This is a genomic window from Paenibacillus mangrovi (assembly GCF_022898935.1).
Lineage (GTDB): Bacteria > Bacillota > Bacilli > Paenibacillales > Paenibacillaceae > Paenibacillus_AQ > Paenibacillus_AQ mangrovi.
On record NZ_JALIRP010000002.1, the window covers coordinates 95529 to 113030 of the forward strand.

General features: G+C 48.5%; 19 protein-coding genes and 1 riboswitch. All 19 genes read right to left on the minus strand.

Annotated elements, in window-relative coordinates; genetic code table 11:
* Positions 1 to 36: 36 nt before the first annotated feature.
* The 19 genes from MUG84_RS05095 to MUG84_RS05185 all read right to left on the minus strand — a co-directional run bounded on the left by MUG84_RS05095 (position 37) and on the right by MUG84_RS05185 (position 17360).
* Positions 37 to 1479: a HAMP domain-containing sensor histidine kinase gene (locus MUG84_RS05095; protein WP_244721312.1), complete on the minus strand. Its 1443-nt coding sequence runs from the start codon at positions 1477 to 1479 to the stop codon at positions 37 to 39.
* A gap of 1 nt (position 1480) precedes the next feature.
* Complete coding sequence (locus tag MUG84_RS05100; protein WP_244721316.1) at positions 1481 to 2197, minus strand: response regulator transcription factor; 717 nt, start codon at positions 2195 to 2197, stop codon at positions 1481 to 1483.
* A gap of 134 nt (positions 2198 to 2331) precedes the next feature.
* On the minus strand, positions 2332 to 3594 hold the full coding sequence (gene ccsA, locus MUG84_RS05105; protein WP_244721319.1) for a cytochrome c biogenesis protein CcsA: 1263 nt from the start codon (positions 3592 to 3594) through the stop codon (positions 2332 to 2334).
* Positions 3591 to 5282, minus strand: coding sequence for a cytochrome c biogenesis protein ResB (gene resB, locus MUG84_RS05110; RefSeq protein WP_244721324.1), 1692 nt, complete (start codon positions 5280 to 5282; stop codon positions 3591 to 3593). The genes ccsA and resB overlap by 4 nt, the downstream gene beginning before the upstream one ends.
* Complete coding sequence (resA, locus tag MUG84_RS05115; RefSeq protein ID WP_244721327.1) at positions 5282 to 5806, minus strand: thiol-disulfide oxidoreductase ResA; 525 nt, start codon at positions 5804 to 5806, stop codon at positions 5282 to 5284. Before resA ends, resB begins: the two co-directional genes overlap by 1 nt.
* Positions 5807 to 5934: 128 nt before the next feature.
* On the minus strand, positions 5935 to 6675 hold the full coding sequence (locus tag MUG84_RS05120) for a pseudouridine synthase (protein ID WP_244721331.1): 741 nt from the start codon (positions 6673 to 6675) through the stop codon (positions 5935 to 5937).
* A gap of 21 nt (positions 6676 to 6696) precedes the next feature.
* Positions 6697 to 7038 (minus strand): N-acetylmuramoyl-L-alanine amidase, encoded by a 342-nt coding sequence (locus MUG84_RS05125; protein WP_244721334.1) that lies wholly within the window; start codon positions 7036 to 7038, stop codon positions 6697 to 6699.
* 87 nt (positions 7039 to 7125) lie between these two features.
* The gene (locus MUG84_RS05130; RefSeq protein ID WP_244721337.1) at positions 7126 to 7659 is read right to left on the minus strand and encodes a spore maturation protein; all 534 of its coding nucleotides are present in this window, start codon (positions 7657 to 7659) and stop codon (positions 7126 to 7128) included.
* Positions 7660 to 7665: 6 nt separating this feature from the next.
* Positions 7666 to 8319, minus strand: a complete 654-nt coding sequence (locus MUG84_RS05135; RefSeq protein WP_244721340.1) for a nucleoside recognition domain-containing protein — start codon at positions 8317 to 8319, stop codon at positions 7666 to 7668.
* A gap of 38 nt (positions 8320 to 8357) precedes the next feature.
* Positions 8358 to 9491, minus strand: a complete 1134-nt coding sequence (locus tag MUG84_RS05140) for a D-alanyl-D-alanine carboxypeptidase family protein (RefSeq protein ID WP_244723246.1) — start codon at positions 9489 to 9491, stop codon at positions 8358 to 8360.
* A gap of 232 nt (positions 9492 to 9723) precedes the next feature.
* Positions 9724 to 10209, minus strand: a complete 486-nt coding sequence (gene ytfJ / locus MUG84_RS05145) for a GerW family sporulation protein (protein ID WP_244721343.1) — start codon at positions 10207 to 10209, stop codon at positions 9724 to 9726.
* A 103-nt stretch (positions 10210 to 10312) separates the two neighbouring features.
* Entirely contained in the window at positions 10313 to 11020 is a 708-nt protein-coding gene (locus MUG84_RS05150; RefSeq protein WP_244721346.1) for a DUF2953 domain-containing protein, read from the minus strand.
* Between the two features lie 201 nt (positions 11021 to 11221).
* Positions 11222 to 11821 (minus strand): SMC-Scp complex subunit ScpB, encoded by a 600-nt coding sequence (gene scpB, locus MUG84_RS05155; RefSeq protein WP_244721348.1) that lies wholly within the window; start codon positions 11819 to 11821, stop codon positions 11222 to 11224.
* Positions 11790 to 12584, minus strand: coding sequence for a segregation and condensation protein A (locus MUG84_RS05160; protein ID WP_244721351.1), 795 nt, complete (start codon positions 12582 to 12584; stop codon positions 11790 to 11792). Before MUG84_RS05160 ends, scpB begins: the two co-directional genes overlap by 32 nt.
* A gap of 131 nt (positions 12585 to 12715) precedes the next feature.
* Positions 12716 to 13183 (minus strand): 6,7-dimethyl-8-ribityllumazine synthase, encoded by a 468-nt coding sequence (gene ribH, locus MUG84_RS05165; protein WP_244721356.1) that lies wholly within the window; start codon positions 13181 to 13183, stop codon positions 12716 to 12718.
* 25 nt (positions 13184 to 13208) lie between these two features.
* Positions 13209 to 14423 (minus strand): bifunctional 3,4-dihydroxy-2-butanone-4-phosphate synthase/GTP cyclohydrolase II, encoded by a 1215-nt coding sequence (locus MUG84_RS05170; RefSeq protein ID WP_280521193.1) that lies wholly within the window; start codon positions 14421 to 14423, stop codon positions 13209 to 13211.
* 41 nt (positions 14424 to 14464) lie between these two features.
* Entirely contained in the window at positions 14465 to 15127 is a 663-nt protein-coding gene (ribE, locus tag MUG84_RS05175) for a riboflavin synthase (RefSeq protein ID WP_244721359.1), read from the minus strand.
* A 14-nt stretch (positions 15128 to 15141) separates the two neighbouring features.
* Complete coding sequence (gene ribD, locus MUG84_RS05180) at positions 15142 to 16272, minus strand: bifunctional diaminohydroxyphosphoribosylaminopyrimidine deaminase/5-amino-6-(5-phosphoribosylamino)uracil reductase RibD (protein ID WP_244721362.1); 1131 nt, start codon at positions 16270 to 16272, stop codon at positions 15142 to 15144.
* Between the two features lie 302 nt (positions 16273 to 16574).
* Positions 16575 to 16758, minus strand: a riboswitch (FMN riboswitch).
* Between the two features lie 164 nt (positions 16759 to 16922).
* Positions 16923 to 17360, minus strand: coding sequence for a peptidylprolyl isomerase (locus MUG84_RS05185; RefSeq protein ID WP_244721366.1), 438 nt, complete (start codon positions 17358 to 17360; stop codon positions 16923 to 16925).
* Positions 17361 to 17502: the final 142 nt, after the last annotated feature.

The following is a 17502-nucleotide window of genomic DNA, read 5'->3' on the forward strand; positions in this document are numbered from 1 at the left end:
AAAACACCCCAGTATGAGGTGTTTCTTGGAATAATCTCAGCATTTGTGGCATTCGACAGGGAGTCGTATCGAGAATACGGTTCCTTCGCCAAGCTGGCTTATCACCCGTATGGAACCCTCGTGGGATTCCACGATATTTTTAACGATGGCAAGACCAAGTCCTGTTCCATTCGATGTACCGCGTACTCTCGCTTTATCCGCTTTGTAAAACCGTTCAAATACAAACGGGATATCCTCCTGTGGAATTCCTGCGCCTTCGTCCTCAATATTAATCTGCAGCTCGGAAGTAGATCCTTCACCAATCCGGTCCGCTACAATGCGGATTTGTTTGCCTTCTGGCGTATGGCGGAAGGCATTGTCCAGAAGATTCGTGAGCACCTGCTCCAGTTTATCTTCGTCCGCGGCCTCCAGAATGAGATCCACTGTCTTTTTATCATAGGAGAGATCTATTCCGTTCTCTTTGGCCCTTACGGAAAATTTGCGGTAAACACGTTCCAGCAGTTCATTCACATCAAGCCTGTCGCGCTGGATATCCGTGTGACCTGCTTCCATTCGTGCCAGATCAAGCAGATCCTTCACCAAACGCCCCATCCGGAGCGATTCATCATGAATGACCTGGATAAGCTCCTGGCTCTCCTCAGGTGAAGCAGCCATACCATCCAGCAAAGCCTCGCTGTAGCCTTGCATCATTGAAAGCGGCGTTCGAATTTCATGCGACACATTGGCCACGAAATCCTGTCTCATTTTCTCCAGCTTCACCTCTTCGGTAATATCCCTAAGGACGGCCACAGCGCCACGGATATCCTCATCCCCGTACAGCGGAGCCATATGTACGGACCAGACTCCCTGCTTGACATGCACATTCGTGTTGACATCCGCGCTTTCTTGGAGCATGCGTTCATACAAATCCAGCAGCGGTTTCGGCACCTTCTCTAAGGTAGAGGCTTCATGCTCTTCTGTCTGCTCTAAATCCCACTTGATATCCTTCCACATTGGGATCAGCTTCTGCGCAGGCGGATTGGTCAACACAATATGACCTGCTTTATCGATCGTTATCACCGCATCGCTCATGCTCCGCAGCACGCTTGCCAGATGCTCTTTTTCCTGATTGAGATTACGAATATTGTCTTCAAGCTCTGCAGCCATGTGATTGAACGTGTTCGCCAGTTTTCCGATTTCATCACTGGTGACGATCGATAGACGCGTACTATATTCGCCTTTACTGATTGCCTCCGTCGCACTGATCAGCTTCTGCATGGGCTGCGTGATTTTAGTAAGCAGGAATAATCCAAAAAAAGTGGTCAACGAAAAACCGATGATCGCCGTATAGGTGAACAAACGTTTAATATCTGATGAATTATTCGAGAAATTGGTATCGATATACGGGAGCAGGAACAAGGCCATAGTTATCAAAATACAGGCTACAAGGCAAATAATCGTTGCCCACAGTTTACCAACCAGCGACGTCCAGAAGTTCACGTTACTTTGGCACCTCTAACTTGTAACCGACACCCCATACGGTCGTAATCATAGCCGCCGACTCCGGAGATACTTTGTTCAGCTTTTCCCGTAATCTTTTCACATGGGTATCTACGGTGCGCAAATCGCCAAAGAACTCATAGTTCCATACGTCCTTCAGCAGCTCTTCTCTCGAAAAAACCTTGTCTGGTGAAACCGCCAGATAATGCAGCAATTCATATTCCTTAGGCGTCAGACTTACTTCCTGCCCGCTCGCAGTGACCCGGTGCGCATCATGCTCAATCACCAGATGAGGGAAAACAATATTGTTGCTGGAATTGCTATCCTTTGACAAATACGCTGTTGCAGAAGAGCGTCTCAGGATCGCTTTCACGCGATATATAACTTCTCTTGGGCTGAACGGTTTAACGACATAATCATCCGCTCCGACCTCAAAGCCTTGAACGCGGTTAATCTCTTCGCCCTTCGCCGTCAGCATAAGAATCGGCGTTGATTTCAGTTGTCTTAAACGGGTGCAGACCTCCATGCCATCCATTCCCGGCAGCATCAAGTCAAGTAAAATAAGACCATAATCTTGATTGGAGGCTTTACGCAGTGCTGTTTCCCCGTCTTCCGCTTCCTCCACCTCGTATCCTTCTTTTTCCAAATACATTTTCAGCAACCGGCGAATCCGTTCCTCATCGTCCACAACCAGTATTCGATTTCCGTGCTCTGACATAGACAACAACCCCTTAATGTTCATACGAAGATCTTCTACATACTCTCAATGGTCAATTATAGCGAAAATCCGCTTCAACATCCAACATGAAATGCGAAACGGATTTTCTTTATGTTTGTTTTGTCGAAAAATGCTTATTCTACGCCAGCATAAGAGTGTAGACCCGCAATAACCAGGTTTACCCCAACCAGCGTAAACATAACTACCAAGAAGCCGATAACCGACAGCCAAGCAGATTTGCTGCCCTGCCAGCCGCGAGAAAGGCGAAGATGCAGATAAGCACTGTAGAACAGCCAGCAGATTAGAGCCCATACCTCTTTCGGATCCCAGCTCCAGAAAACGCCCCAGGCAACTTGCGCCCAGATCATCGCGAAGATCAAAGCTCCCAAAGTAAAGATCGGGAAACCGATCGCGATAGCCCGGTAGCTGATTTCATCCAAATCATCCGGATCGATGCCTTCCAAGAGCGGAGAAACAGCACGTCCAAGCGGTTTACGTGCGATCAGACGCAGGATTCCGTAAAGAATGAAGCCGGTAATTACAGACCAGATAATCGTGTTGAATTTACGTCCTGCATTAACACCGTTCATCCAGGATGGAGCGTAAAACAGCGGCTTACTCATGCCAAGGAATGGCTGGTAGCTCTCGATTTGGCTGTTGTAAGGGCCAACGATCGGAGGCAGCTTATAAGATACTTTTTCCGTAATCGTCGTTTGGGCGCTGCCTTGACCCATTACTTTTGTCTGGGTGAATACAGATTCATAACCGGCAGCACGGAAAATAAATACGGTAGCGATAAAGGAAATCACGATAATAATAGAAAGGAAAATGATTTCGACCCAGCGCTGCTGCTTCTTGGCTTTCTTATCCTTGCCCTTAAAATTGACCGTACGAAGCAGGTACATAAACCCGGCTGCAAAGGCGATCGCGAAGAAGGATTCACCTGCAGCAGCCAGCGTAACGTGAATTTTCAGCCAGTAGGATTGCAGCGATGGAATCAGCGGCTGTACTTCCTGCGGGAATACGGCGGCATATGCCATGATGATGATCGTAATCGGTACGGCAAACAAACCAAGCAGCGTTTTCTTGTAAATGAGGTAAACGACCGTAAATGCGACCATAACCATCATCGATAGGAAAGACATAAACTCATACATGTTGCTGACCGGGATATGCTTGCCACCGATCCAGCGGGTCACGAAAAATACCAGCTGGAAGATCAGGCCAAGGGATGAAACGACAAAGGCGATTTTGCCCCATTTCTTAGAGTGCGCTTCAGGGTCACGGTTGCTCCACCTGCGGCCCATAAGGGCAACGGCGAATAATATGAATGCCGCGCAGTAGAGAAAGAAGGCGACGATAAACATATTACTACTGAAATTCAATAAAGCATTCATTCGTGTTTTCCTCCGTTATCCAGGGACTTTTCGTCCACGTCCAGATTCATATGTTTCAGAATGGCCGAGATTTCCCGGCGTATGCCGAACCAGTTTTTATTGGTGTGCGCCCCCAAAGTCAGGACCCCGTTATCGATCCGCAGCCAGATCCGGCGGTGCTGCCAGTAAAATCCGAGCACAAGGCCTAGCATCACGATGCTGGCGCCGATCCAAATAAACGGCATCACCTTATCTACGCGGATATTCAAGTACGAAGTGGACATAGAGATATCCACATTTCCCATACCATTTACGTCAAGCTCAAGCGGCGGTTTTCCTCCATTCAGCTTGGCGTTGATGGCATCCTGCTGAAAACGCACTTTATCGATTTCCTTTGGAAAATAGAAATACTGCATACCATCAGCAGGTAAATCCGGTCCCTTGATTAGGAATAAAAATGCCGGAGCATTCGGATTCGGAGTCTTGGTCACAGGCCTACCGTTTTCGTCTATGCTGAAATCATTATACTTTTCTTTCAGCTCAAGCGTATAATCGCCTACCGTATAAATACGCTGCGGATTCTTGATGTCCAGCTTGAATTTGCCCAAGTCTTTGCCCGTTTTGTTATCTACCAGTGATGGGCTTACCGCTCGGAGGGTCGGGGTCATATCATAATCAAACTGGTAAATCTTTAGTCCCTCATACTCTAGCGGGTCATTAACCTTGATGTTATGCTTGGCTACTTCCTTAAGCTTCGGTTCCTTCGTCGGATCATCGCAATCGGCTGTACATTGATACAAGGTCGCCTGCGTACTAAACAGTTTTGGAAGCGTTTTGCCTTTATTACGGAATTCCTCCGGCATTTCATCCTCCGAATAAAATTCCACGGTAAATTTCTCGTTTTTCAGGTAATACGAGGTATCCGGTATGTGTTTGATTTCGCCTTCAGGAAAGCCGATATGCTGGTCCATTGCCATTCCAGGCAAACCTCGCGCCAATACGGCGAGCAGAAAGATGATCAGACCGATGTGGATCACATAAGGGCCCCAGCGGCTAAAACGGTATTTTTCGGCCAAGAGAGCGTTTCCGTCAATGTACACACGATAACCTTTCTTTTTGATCGGAGCAGATACCTGCTTCACCCAATCCTCTGCCGTGCCTTCGATAGGACCTTGATAGACAACGCGCTGGCGCGTCAGAAACTGCATGTGCTTAAGTATTTTTTGCTTGCTGAGTGCCTTGTACAGCGGCAGAACCCGGTCCAAGCTGCATATAACCAGCGATGCCCCGATCATAACCAGCAGCAGTATAAACCACCAGGACTCATATGTATGAGTTAATCCGAGCTTATAATAGATTTGACCCCAAGTTCCATAGGTATCCTTGTAATACGTCGACGGATCGATGTTCAGGAAAGTGCTTTCCTGCGGAAATATGGTACCTAGCATAGAACCGATCAGCGTCAAAATGATCAAATACACCGCTATTTTGACAGAGGAAAAGAAGTTCCAAATACGGTCAATGATATTCGGGTTGGCGCGCTGCGATCGGCGCGCCATCCCGTCATAACGCATTTCTAGAACTTCAGTAGATTCACGGTCCTCTTCTTCAAGCGGTCTGCCGCACGCCTCGCAAAGTACGGTGCCGACCGGATTCTGGTGTCCGCACTCGCATTTCGTGTTTTTAAAAGCGATTACTTCCTGTAACATTACGATTTCACCAGCTCTTCAATTTGTTTGTCGAGGGTGGCCAAATCCAGCTGACCGAGATGTATTTTGTTGATCTTCCCGTCTTTGGACACAAAAAAGGTGGTTGGCAAAGGCGAAATGCCGTATTTTGCAATAGCTTCCTTGTTCGGATCAAGAAGTACCGGGAAACTTATGTTCATATTATTCACGAAATTTTCAACGGCCATCTTGTCCTCACCAGCATTGATTCCGACCACAACTACGTCTTTGTCTTTCCATTTTTCCCATTGTGCCTGCAAAGCCGGCATTTCCTTCACGCAAGGTCCGCACCATGTCCCCCAAAAATTGAGTACGATGGCCTTCCCTTTGTATTCATCCAGATTGTGAGCCTTGCCATCCAGTCCGAGCAGTTCGAAATCAGGCGCTTTACTGCCTTCCGTAGGCTTACCGCCTGAACCCCACACTTGTGAAACAATGGCATATCCGCCCAGAGCAACGATCAAAAGCAGGATAATGATCTGGATTTTTTTTCTTGACTTACCCATGCCAAATGCTCCTTTACTATGACAAATCTCATGTTTTCTCTCCCAGGTTTGAACATCCTATGAAGAATTATACCGAAAACATGTCATATTGGTGGAGACTGGATATGAACTTTGTGTGACCTTCCGGTCTATTTTTTTTCTTTTTTACCGGATTTGGCCATATTTTTCAAGGCTTCCACCTCATCCTTAGTCAAATGGCGGTACAAACCCCTTTTCAGGTTCTGAAGCAGCAAATCGCCGAATGAAATCCGCTTCAGACGGATGACTTTGTGATTAATCGCATCAAACATGCGGCGTACCTGGCGGTTTCTGCCTTCATGAATGGTGATCGTAATCACAGCTTCATTTTTTTCAGTGTCAATATCCTTATATTCGACTTCAGCAGGAGAAGTCATACCGTCTTCGAGCTGAATCCCAGCGCGGAGCTTGTCCAGTTCGCTGCCATGAGGTATTCCCTCAACGGTTGCAAGGTAAGTCTTAGGCACATGATGCTTCGGATGCGTTAGCATATTCGCGAATTCGCCGTCATTCGTCAGAAGCAGCAGTCCCTCGGTGTCATAATCCAAGCGTCCTACCGGATAGATCCGTTCCTTGATTCCTTTAATGTAATCAGTCACGATCTTACGTCCGGCAGGATCAGATGCGCTTGTAATGACTCCTTTAGGTTTGTTCAACATGATGTAAATCTTTTTCTCGTTGCGGATCGGTTTGCCTTCCACCGTAATGATATCTGTTTCGGGGTCCGCCTTTGTTCCGAGCGCAGTAACGGTCTCCCCGTTAACTTCCACCTTACCGGCTAGTATCAATTCCTCGCATTTGCGGCGGGAAGCAATACCTGCCTGAGCTAAAATTTTCTGTAATCTTTCCATTGTTTATTAGGTCACCTCAAACTAATGATACCCGTGAGAAGGGTAAATCACAAGTTCATTCCATGGAAATTCTTCTCCAGGACAGGTGCTCGAATGCGGATAAAGAAAAAGGGGAGAAATATCATATTGTCTGGACAGCTCCATGATGAGTTTGCTGGCAATAAAAAGCTGCTGTTTCTCAGCAGTGCCCAGCAGATCATAGCTCCGATTGAAGTTGCCCTGAAGACAAATATGAATGTGGGAGGGGTCCGTTAACAGAGGGGCCGAGGTGACGACGCTATCTGCGCCGATCCAGAAATCATAGCCGACTCCATTAATGGACGTGCAGGAGGAATGATGAATAATAAAGCCTTCAAATGACATGATGTCACCTCAATCCCTGTACAATTGCATGCGTGATACAGTATATGAGGTGTCCATCGTTACGTCACGGTATTCGCGGGTATTGGTTCAGCCGAAAAAGAGGAGACACACCGCAATGGAGGCAATAAATCCTATGCAATCCGAAAATAGGCCAACCTTCAGCGAGTATCTTCCATTACGGATACCAACCGCCCCCATATATACAGTTAGAACATATAGCGTCGTGTCCGTGCTGCCCTGTATGGTGGAAGCCATACGTCCGATCATCGAATCGGGGCCGTATACGGATATCAGATCCGTAGCGAAAGCGAGTGACCCTGTACCTGTTAAGGGACGCAAAAGCCCCAGGGGGAGAATTTCGCTGGGTACGCCGAGCCGGTGTAAGAAAGGGCCAGTCCAGCCCACAAAAAAATCAAGTGCGCCGGATGCCCTGAATACGCTGATCGCCACCATCATACCAACAAGGTTAGGAATGATCTGTATGGCCGTTTGAAATCCTTCCTTTGCGCCAACCACGAAGGATTCGTACACAGGTACTTTTTTCGTGAAGGCAAAAAGCGGAATGAAGGCGATCAAGACAGGGATCGCCCACGCTGAAATCATATTGATGATTGCAGTCATCCGAAATCATCCTTTCATGTCCGGTTTGGCCGCTGACGATGGAATGGCTGAAACCGGCGGCCTTGGCGGCTGAGGATGTCTGTTCAAAAACTTTCTTCGGTACCATCTGTCAGCTGCTACCGCGGCAAGAGTTGCCACAATGGTTGCCGCCAGCGTCGTACCGACGATTTCCGTCGGATTGGCTGACTGATAATTCATGCGTATCGCAATCAAAGTTGTGGGAATCAATGTTATGCTGGCTGTATTCAACGCTAGTAGCGTACACATGGCCGGGCTTGCCGCTGTTTTATCGGGATTAAGTAGTTGAAGCTCCTGCATCGCCTTGATTCCCATTGGTGTGGCAGCATTGCCGAGTCCTAGCAGGTTCGCACTCATGTTGGACAAAATATACCCCATTGCGGGATGGTTTTTGGGAACATCCGGGAAAAGGAATCTCACGACCGGGCTTAGCAGTTTCGCAATTTTTTGAAGTAGACCCGACTCCTCGGCCAGCCTCATCATTCCCAGCCAGAATACAAGTACGCTGATCAGGCCAAAGCAGACGGTAACTCCCGTCTTAGCTCCGTCAAACGCAGCCGAGGTTACCGTATCGATATTCCCCTGCGCCGCCGCAAAGCCAAAACCAATCACAATCAGCGCCAGCCAAATGACGTTGATCATTTCACACTCTCCTCTCCCGTGTCTCCCAAGTACTGCTTTCAGTTATGCTGCAGGAACAGCTTTCTGATCACTTCTGACAATGCCGCCACAAAGGTCGAGGAATGCTCCGGAGCCATTGTATTTTGTACCGGATTACGTGCCTTCCCTGCAGGAAGGAAGCTTCCTTTATGATAGACCGGCACCGTTCCGATCTGCTGTCCCTTCAGATAAATCTGAATCTCTCCCCGAAGTCCAAAGCTTACATCAGCGTTTCCTTCCCGGACAGGCTCACGGAGCACCAGCTTCTTTTCGACATCTTTCTCTTCTCCTTTAGCAAACGGATACTGGAAAGTATCGCTTACTACCAGATCATACCCTTTGACGGCTTGGCCTCTTTCCATCAATTGGGTCAGGGGGAAATATTCGAAGCCGTAGTCCAGCATTTTGCCATGATCATTCCAGTCATCCCCGTCATTCAGAGTGACCGCGACCAGCTGCTGGCCGTTGCGGGTTGCCGAGCTGACCAAGCAGCGGAAGGCTTTTTTCGTATAACCTGTTTTTACGCCGTCGGCTCCGTCGTACAATCTCAGCATCTTGTTTTTGTTATCCCATTTGTAATCCCAGGATTCATTAGGGTTTGGAGCTTTTTTGGCCTTGGTCTTGACGATTTCCCGGAAAACGGGATTATGGAGCGCATATGCAGTCAGCTTGGCCAGATCATTCGCCGAGGAGTAATGCCCCTCCGCATCCAAACCGTGGGGATTGGCAAAATGGGAATGCGATAACCCTAACAGCTTCGCTTCCTCATTCATCAGATAAACGAAACCTTCCTCTGATCCGCCGACATGCTCGGCAATTGCCGTTGCAGCGTCATTCCCCGAACGGAGCATCAGGCCGTACAGCATATTTTCAAGGGACATCTCTTCTCCCTGCTTCAAATAGATCGATGAGCCTTCTTTGCCAAAAGCTCTCTTGCTTACTTTAACCGGCTTCTTAAAGTCACCGTGCTCAATGGCAACAATCGCCGTCATGATTTTAGTCAAGCTGGCAATCCGAAGCTCGTCATCCCCGTGACTGGAATACAGCAATCGCCCGGAGGTTACATCCATCAGGGCGGCAGCCTGTGCGTGGGTATACAGTTCAGGAAGAGCTTGACTGCCCTCCGCAAAAACCGGAACGCTGCAAGTCAGCATAAGCGTAGCGGCAGCGATCCAGCGAGTGATTGATTTTATCCACATGGTTATCTTTCCTCCGGTTTTATAAAAATCTTGTACAAGTATATGCTTGTCTCTAGCCTGATATTCCCGGATTTCCTTCACACAAAAAAATCCCCTCCGGCTGAAGGGGACGGGCAAGAGTAAGAAAAACATCTATCGACGTACTTTCACAGATGAAAGACCACGTTTAGATGTAGTTTTTCTTTCTTCAATAAAACGTAGGATTCGGTGGATTACCAGATTCTACTTGGGTGTTATTCATACCTGTAGCTGTCGTTGTTCCGGTCTGCTGAAACATGGATTGAATTTTATCCACCATCATCGGCGCGGAATCGATCAGCTTCTCAAACAGATGGGTTTGATTGTCGAGTGGTACAATATTCACGCCTTCTTTACTCACGACAAGAAACGCGATTGGGCGAATGGATACCCCGCCGCCACTGCCCCCACCAAAAGGCATCGAGGACTTGAGATCCGCTTGGTTTTGACCGCCTGCGGGAGCATCTTTATTGGCCATATCCATGTTAAATTCACTTCCTCCGGCTGCAAAGCCAAATCCCACTCTGCTGATCGGAAGAATCACGCTGCCATCCGGCGTTTGAACGGGATCGCCCACAATGGTATTCACATCGACCATGGCTTTGATGTTTTCCATAGCGGTCTGCATGAGGCCTTGAATTGGATGATCGGACATTTGCTGCTTCCTCCTTCATGAAACTGAAATAAGGTCATTTCGAAAGTAGTTTGCCCACATTTATATCGAGTATGTAGGAGGGATTGTACTCGTAGCGGTGTGTTCAGCTTGGAACTTTCTGCCCCTTGCCTTTCATTTGCCGGTACAAGCGAATCCATCTTTTCACGCCGCCTTCCACTTTTAATATCCGGTATACCAGAATAAATGCTGCGTACATGGCATAACCCAAAGAGAGGCGGAAGACGCAGTAGATCTCCGTTAAAAATAGAAGTTCGTCACCGAATTCAGGATTGACAAATAATTGGGGAGTGTTCTTCATGCGAACTCGAAAAGATAACCACCCAACCAATGTCGTTTTAAGGCTCCATATCACTCCAGTTGCGATGGCAGTCCATTCGGCTTCACCTGTTGAGAAGCTTGTTGACCAGTTCAGCTCATGGATTCGAACATGGGAAAATGTATGCTTCAGCCATTTTTTCAAAGCAACCGTTGATCTTAACAGAATGCGGATATCATGAGCCCACAGCTGCGCTTTTGGCTTATTGATGCGCGCGTACGACGTGTTTCCCGATTTCTGGCTCACGTTACTGCTATTTTCAAGCTTGAGGATGAAGCCCCTTCTCATATCTTCCAAAACAATTTTGGGCATCTCGTAATGAAACTGTACCATACCGTACAACATGTGAATATCGACCAACGCCTTCTCATCCCTGCCCTCCTTGTTGAAATGGATCTTGCAGTTGATGCTTGACAAGGCGGTAGCGGCAATCAATAGGAGAATAACGGCTATAATAGCCAGCGTAATCCACACAATTAAGCCCCCCAGACTATGACCATCGTTATCTTCGGACATAGTATGGCATACATGGCTGGAAAAGATTCGAATTTTATTATAAGTTCAACAGGCAGACGCTGCTTTCTTCAAAAATGATTCCGCCGTTAATTTATACATTCTAAAACCATAAAAAAACCGGCGATCTATTGGTAGGCCACCGGTTAATGTATAAGAGTATTAGTTTACGTCATCAATCGTAAGCTGCCTGCCGTCCAGCTTATCGAACAGCAGCTGCGTCTCTTCCTCCAGGTTTTCCGTGCTTTCGAAAACTTGTGGCTCTGGAAGAGCATCAAGGCTTGAGAGCCCAAAATATTCAAGGAAGGCTTTGGTCGTTCCGTATAATATCGGCCGTCCGATCGCTTCTGCCCGTCCCGTTTCTTCAATTAAATCCTTGTGTACCAAGGTCTGAATCGCACGCTCTGATTTAACACCCCGGATTTCCTCGATCTCTACACGCGTAATCGGCTGGCGGTAAGCAACGATCGCCAATGTTTCCAGCGCAGCCTGAGACAAGGAGGATCTGGAAGGTGAGTACGCAAGTTTTTCGTAATATGCTGCATAATCACCAAGTGTGGTCAGTTGATAGCTTCCGGCAATTTGCAGCACTTGAATACCCCGCTGCTGCCGTTCAAAATCTTCTTTCATTTCCTTGAGTGCATCGGCGACCAGCTCAGGGCGGTGATCCACGATTTCGGCAATTTGCTTGACCGTAAGGCCTTCATCTCCAGCGAGGAACAAGAGTCCCTCAATAATCGATTTCAATTTCGGAAAGTCCATTGATCGGCTCTCCCCCTCTCCATTCCATCACGATATCGTCGAACAGCTTATCCTGGTAGCAAAGGATTTGCTTCATTTTCATTAACTCCAAAATAGCCAGAAAAGTGACGACGATCTCATGTCTCATCATGTCTTCATGCAAAAGCCGGGAGAAAAGCACTTTTCCACCCCGCCCGGACTGTTCCAGCACATTTACGACCTGCCGGATTCGGTCCTTGACCGATATCTCATCCCGCTGAATCCGGGTATAGGTTGTCCGTTTGACCGCTTTGCGAAGAGCCTTCTGGAATGCGGTCACAAGATCGGCGGCATGAAGCCCTCGAACTGGATTCTCGGTAACAGCCGGCACCCATGAAGTCAAATCCTCAGGCTCCTTGGAGTAAATAAGGCTCCGTTCCCATTCCTTCTCCTGTAAGTGCTTGGCAATGCCTTTATATTTCCGGTATTCAATCAGCTTCTGCACCAGCTCCGCACGCGGGTCAACTTCCTCTTCCTCATAAAAATCAAATTCGTCCATCACGAAAACCGGAGGCTTCGGTAAAAGAAGCTTAGATTTAATGGACAGCAGCGTGGCAGCCATCACTAGAAATTCACTTGTAATGTCCAGCTCCAGCTCCTGCATACTGTGCAAATACTCCATGTATTGGTCGGTGATCTCGCTGACGGGGATATCCTGGATATTGATTTCCGCTTTATCTATCAGGTGAAGCAGCAAATCGAGCGGACCCTCAAATGTCTCCAGCTTGTATAATACTGTGTTCACGGCCTATCCTCCGTCCATAAATAAGCTTGCGGCAAAAATTTTCCCTACTACTATATTAAAAAAATGTAGTGCCCCGTGTAAAGGCACTACATTAAATAAGCATGATTTATGCGGTTTCGTCAAGCTTGTTCTTACTTAAATTGCTTCGTCAGGTTCGCCATTTCAATGGCTGACACTGCAGCATCGTAGCCTTTGTTGCCCGCTTTGGTGCCTGCGCGTTCCACAGCCTGCTCAATACTGTCTGTCGTCAGCACGCCGAAAATCACCGGAATCCCTGTCTTCAGACTCGTGGCGGCAACGCCTTTGGCCACTTCATTGCATACAACATCATAATGAGAGGTAGCTCCGCGGATCACAGTACCAAGCGTAATCACCGCGTCATACTTGCCGCTCTCCGCCATTTTGCTGGCCACCAGTGGAATTTCAAAAGCCCCCGGCACCCAAGCGACATCAATTTCGTCTTCTCCCGCACCATGCCGCTTTAAGCCGTCAAGCGCGCCGCCTAAAAGCTTGCTCGTAATGAATTCATTGAATCTCCCAACCACAATCCCGTATTTCAGTCCGCTCGAAACTAAATTCCCTTCGAAAATATTTGCCATTTTTCATCAACCTCTCTTCGTAAGTTTAAGATTCCATGCTCAGCATGTGTCCAAGCTTTTCCTTCTTCGTATGCAGGTAACGGCTGTTGTCTTCCCCTGGTATCATTTGGATTGGGACTCGTTCGACAACTTCCAGTCCGTGGCCTTCAAGACCTTTAATCTTTCTGGGATTATTCGTTAGAAGACGAATCTTTCGAACCCCCAGATCCTTGAGGATTTGTGCGCCGATCCCATAATCGCGAAGATCAGCCGGAAATCCCAGTTTGAGATTCGCATCCACGGTGTCCAGCCCCTGCTCCTGAAGCTCGTAAGCCTTCAGCTTGTTGATCAGCCCGATTCCTCGGCCTTCCTGCCTCATGTAGAGCAGCACGCCGCTGCCTTCCTCCTCAATTTGACGGAGCGCCGCAGCAAACTGAGGTCCGCAGTCACAGCGCAGGGAATGAAACACATCTCCGGTCAAGCATTCCGAATGGACTCTGACGAGGACGGGCTTATCACCTGAAATCTTTCCTTTAACGAGCGCCAGGTGCTCTTTATCGTCTACATCGTTCGTATAGGCCACGGCTTGAAAGACGCCGAAATCCGTTGGCATTCTGACTTCTGCTTCCCTGTGGACCAGCTTCTCGCTTTGATTCCGGTAATGGATCAGATCCTGGATCGATATCAGCTTGAGTCCATGCTTTTTCGCAATCATCTGCAAGTCCGGCAATCTGGCCATCGTCCCGTCCTCCTTCATAATTTCACAGATCACGCCTGCCGGGGCTGAGCCGCTTAGTTTGGCCAAATCCACCGCCGCTTCCGTATGGCCTGCCCGCCGCAGAACGCCCCCGTCTTTGGCAATCAGTGGAAACATATGTCCTGGACGTCTGAAATCGGCCGCTGTTGCTGCTGGATCCGTCAGCGCCTTCACTGTTTGAGAACGTTCATATGCAGATATGCCTGTTGTCGTATTTCTATAATCCACCGATACCGTAAACGCCGTGCCGTGATGGTCGGTATTGTGGGCCGTCATGGGAGACAGTTCAAGCTCCTCTGCACGTTCCCGTGTGATCGGAACACATACAAGCCCACGGCCTTCTGTAATCATAAAGTTAATAACCTCCGGTGAGGCTTTTTCCGCGAGTGCGACAAAGTCTCCTTCGTTCTCCCGGTCCTCGTCATCCACTACGATAATGACTTTGCCTGCCCGAAGATCCTGAGCCGCATCTTCAATCGGGTCAAATATGAATGATTCCGCCATGCTGAGTACCCCCTTTTGATTTTCAAAATCCTATGTGTCCGTTATGCAAAACCGTTCGCTGTCAGCATATCCAAGCTGATTCCCCGTGTTCCGCTCTCGGCTGTTCCAGATTCCCTCGGTTTCAGCAGCGCATGCACATATTTTCCGATGATGTCGCATTCAATGTTCACCACGCTACCCGCCTTGAGCCCGGCTAATCCGGTTTCACTGAGCGTATGAGGGATGATGGAGACTCTGAAGCATTCCCCGTCTGTATCTGCGACCGTAAGGCTGACGCCATCCACCGTGACGGATCCCTGCGGTATGATATATGCAGACATTTCCGGTCTGTCCGGAGCAATATCAATCAGAACGGCATTCTGCTCCTTGATGATCCTGCGGACACTACCGGTCATATCGGCATGCCCTTGAACCAGATGCCCGCCGAAGCGTCCGTTTGCTTTCATGGCCCGCTCCAGATTGATATAGCTTCCCGGCTTCAGTAATGCCAGGTTGGTATGCCGATAAGTCTGCGGGGTGACGTCTACCGAAAATCCTCCATCACCGATCCTTGTAGCCGTCAAGCAGACCCCGTTCACAGCAATGCTGTCACCTATCCGGACATCATCCATGATCGCTGAAGCCTTAATGCTTAGAACCATGGCCTCTCCCTGCCGTACGATCCTTTCCAGAATGCCGATTTCTTCTACCAATCCGGTAAACATGCCGATTCCTCCTCTTAAGTAGTCCCGGTTTCGCGTTCATTAGGCCACACTGGAATGCCGGAAATGAACACATTATCCCCGACCCGCTCCATCTCCAGCGAATCCAGCCTCACGGCATCTGCCATGCGATGAATTCCTTCAAAGTTGAAGCTGTCCGGAGCTCCGGCACCGCCGACAATCTTCGGCGCCAAATACAATGTGATCCGGTCCACCAAACGTTCCTTGAGCAGGGCACCATTCAATGTCCCTCCACCTTCCACCAGTACGGATCCAATCTCCATGCGGCCAAGCTCCTGCAGCGCTACTTTAAGATCCACCTGAGGACCGTCTCCGCATGGAAGAACAGTTGCTCCCGCTTCCTTCAGCAGCTCAATCCTGGAAGGATCGACCTCGCTCGTCGTCAGTAAAATAACCTGCGAAGCACCTTCCTTGAAAATCCTTGCTTCTGGAGATATACGGAGCCGGGAATCCACGACAATTCGAATAGGCTGCTGGCCTTCGACTCCTTCATGCCTTGTTGTCAGTACGGGATCATCCGCGAGAATCGTTCCGACGCCAACCATGATCGCCTGATGTCGGTGTCGCATACTGTGCACCTGCAGTCTTGCCTGCTCGTTCGAGATCCATTTGCTGTCTCCCGTATCCGTGGCGATCTTTCCATCAAGTGTGCTTGCTGTCTTGATCGTAACGAAAGGCATTCCCGTCGTAATATACTTGGCAAATTTCTCGTTTTGCAGAGTGGCCCTTTCTCTGAGCACACCAACCTTTACCTCGATGCCGCTTTGACGGAGCCTCTCGATCCCAGTGCCGGCAACCACAGGATTTGGATCCTCGCAGGCAACCACAACCCTCTTCACCTTGGCCTCTATGAGCAGCTCGCAGCACGGCGGCGTTTTACCGTAATGGCTGCAGGGCTCCATCGTGACGTATACGGTGCTTCCCTCAGCCTGGTCACCAGCCATCCGGACCGCATGTACTTCCGCATGGCTGCTTCCCCGCTTCAGATGCGTCCCCAGCCCGACAACCGCGCCGCCCTTGACGATAACGCAGCCTACAACAGGATTAATTCCCGTCTGACCTTGTGCCCGCCCTGCCATATCCAGTGCTAGGGACATGTAGAATTCATCGTTTATAACCGGCTCCATCTCTTCCGCCTCCTCTCTGTAGAAAAATGCAACAAAAAAAGCCCTCCGGATCACATCCGGGGGCAGCATGAGAGTAATTTGAAGACACCCAAATAAAGCATCAAAAATGGCAGAATACATGCCATTGGCATCCAATACACATATGTCCATCGTTTCAGCACAGGTCAAAATAAACTTCAGATCTGCCGAATAAACCAAAGAATTAGATTCTTTAGTCAGCGAATAAACATAAGTGTGTGAAAATACACACGTATGCCTCAGCTTCATTAGGTGGCCGCATGAACAATATGTACCATGCGCTTCCTCTCCTTCTCCCATCCAGACTATACTGTCGGTCCCGGATTTACACCAGGTCCACCGTACGCGGGCCAAAATGGCCACGCGGCCGGGTCACGGACTAAGACGCACCATCTCAAGGCAGCTTGCCTTGATTTGTAGTGCATCATCACCGCCGGTAGGGAATTTCACCCTGCCCCGAAGGATCAAACCAATATTACTTATGAAATTGTGAAGAAAACTTTCCTGAAACATCAGGTAGCTCTCTTAAGTGGAATGTTAACACCGCTTTATATAAATTGCAACCTTTGATCCGAAGGAAAAACCCCCTCCAGAGGATATTTCCTCTGAAGGGGGTGATTGGACAGTTGTTGTTATTCTGCGTCCCAAACCTTAACTTCTTTCATTTTGTCGCCTTGTTTCACGGCATCGATGTATTCCATACCTTTTGTAACCTTACCGAAGACAGTGTGTACACCATCCAGATGAGGCTGCGGCTCATATACAATAAAGAATTGGCTGCCGCCAGTATTACGTCCAGCATGCGCCATGGAAAATACACCTTTGGTATGTTTGGTTGTGTTTGTAGCGGTTTCGCAGTCAATAGTGTATCCTGGTCCACCCGTTCCGTTTCCTTTTGGGCAGCCGCCTTGAGCGACAAAACCAGGGATTACACGGTGAAAAGATAATCCATTGTAAAAGCCGGAGTTCGCAAGCTTCTCAAAGTTTGCAACCGTATTTGGAGCTTCTTCTGGCAGAAATTCTATTTCAACAACTCCACCATTTTCAAGTTCAATTGTACCTTTTTTCATCGGTTTTCACTTCCTCTGGAAAATTTTCAGTCTATAGACCAATGCCCTAAAAGGCATGTCCATATTTTTCATACGCTCTGATTGTATCTTACTTTGCAGCACATTTGCAATGATTTCACCAAACGAAAAGGATCATTTCCGC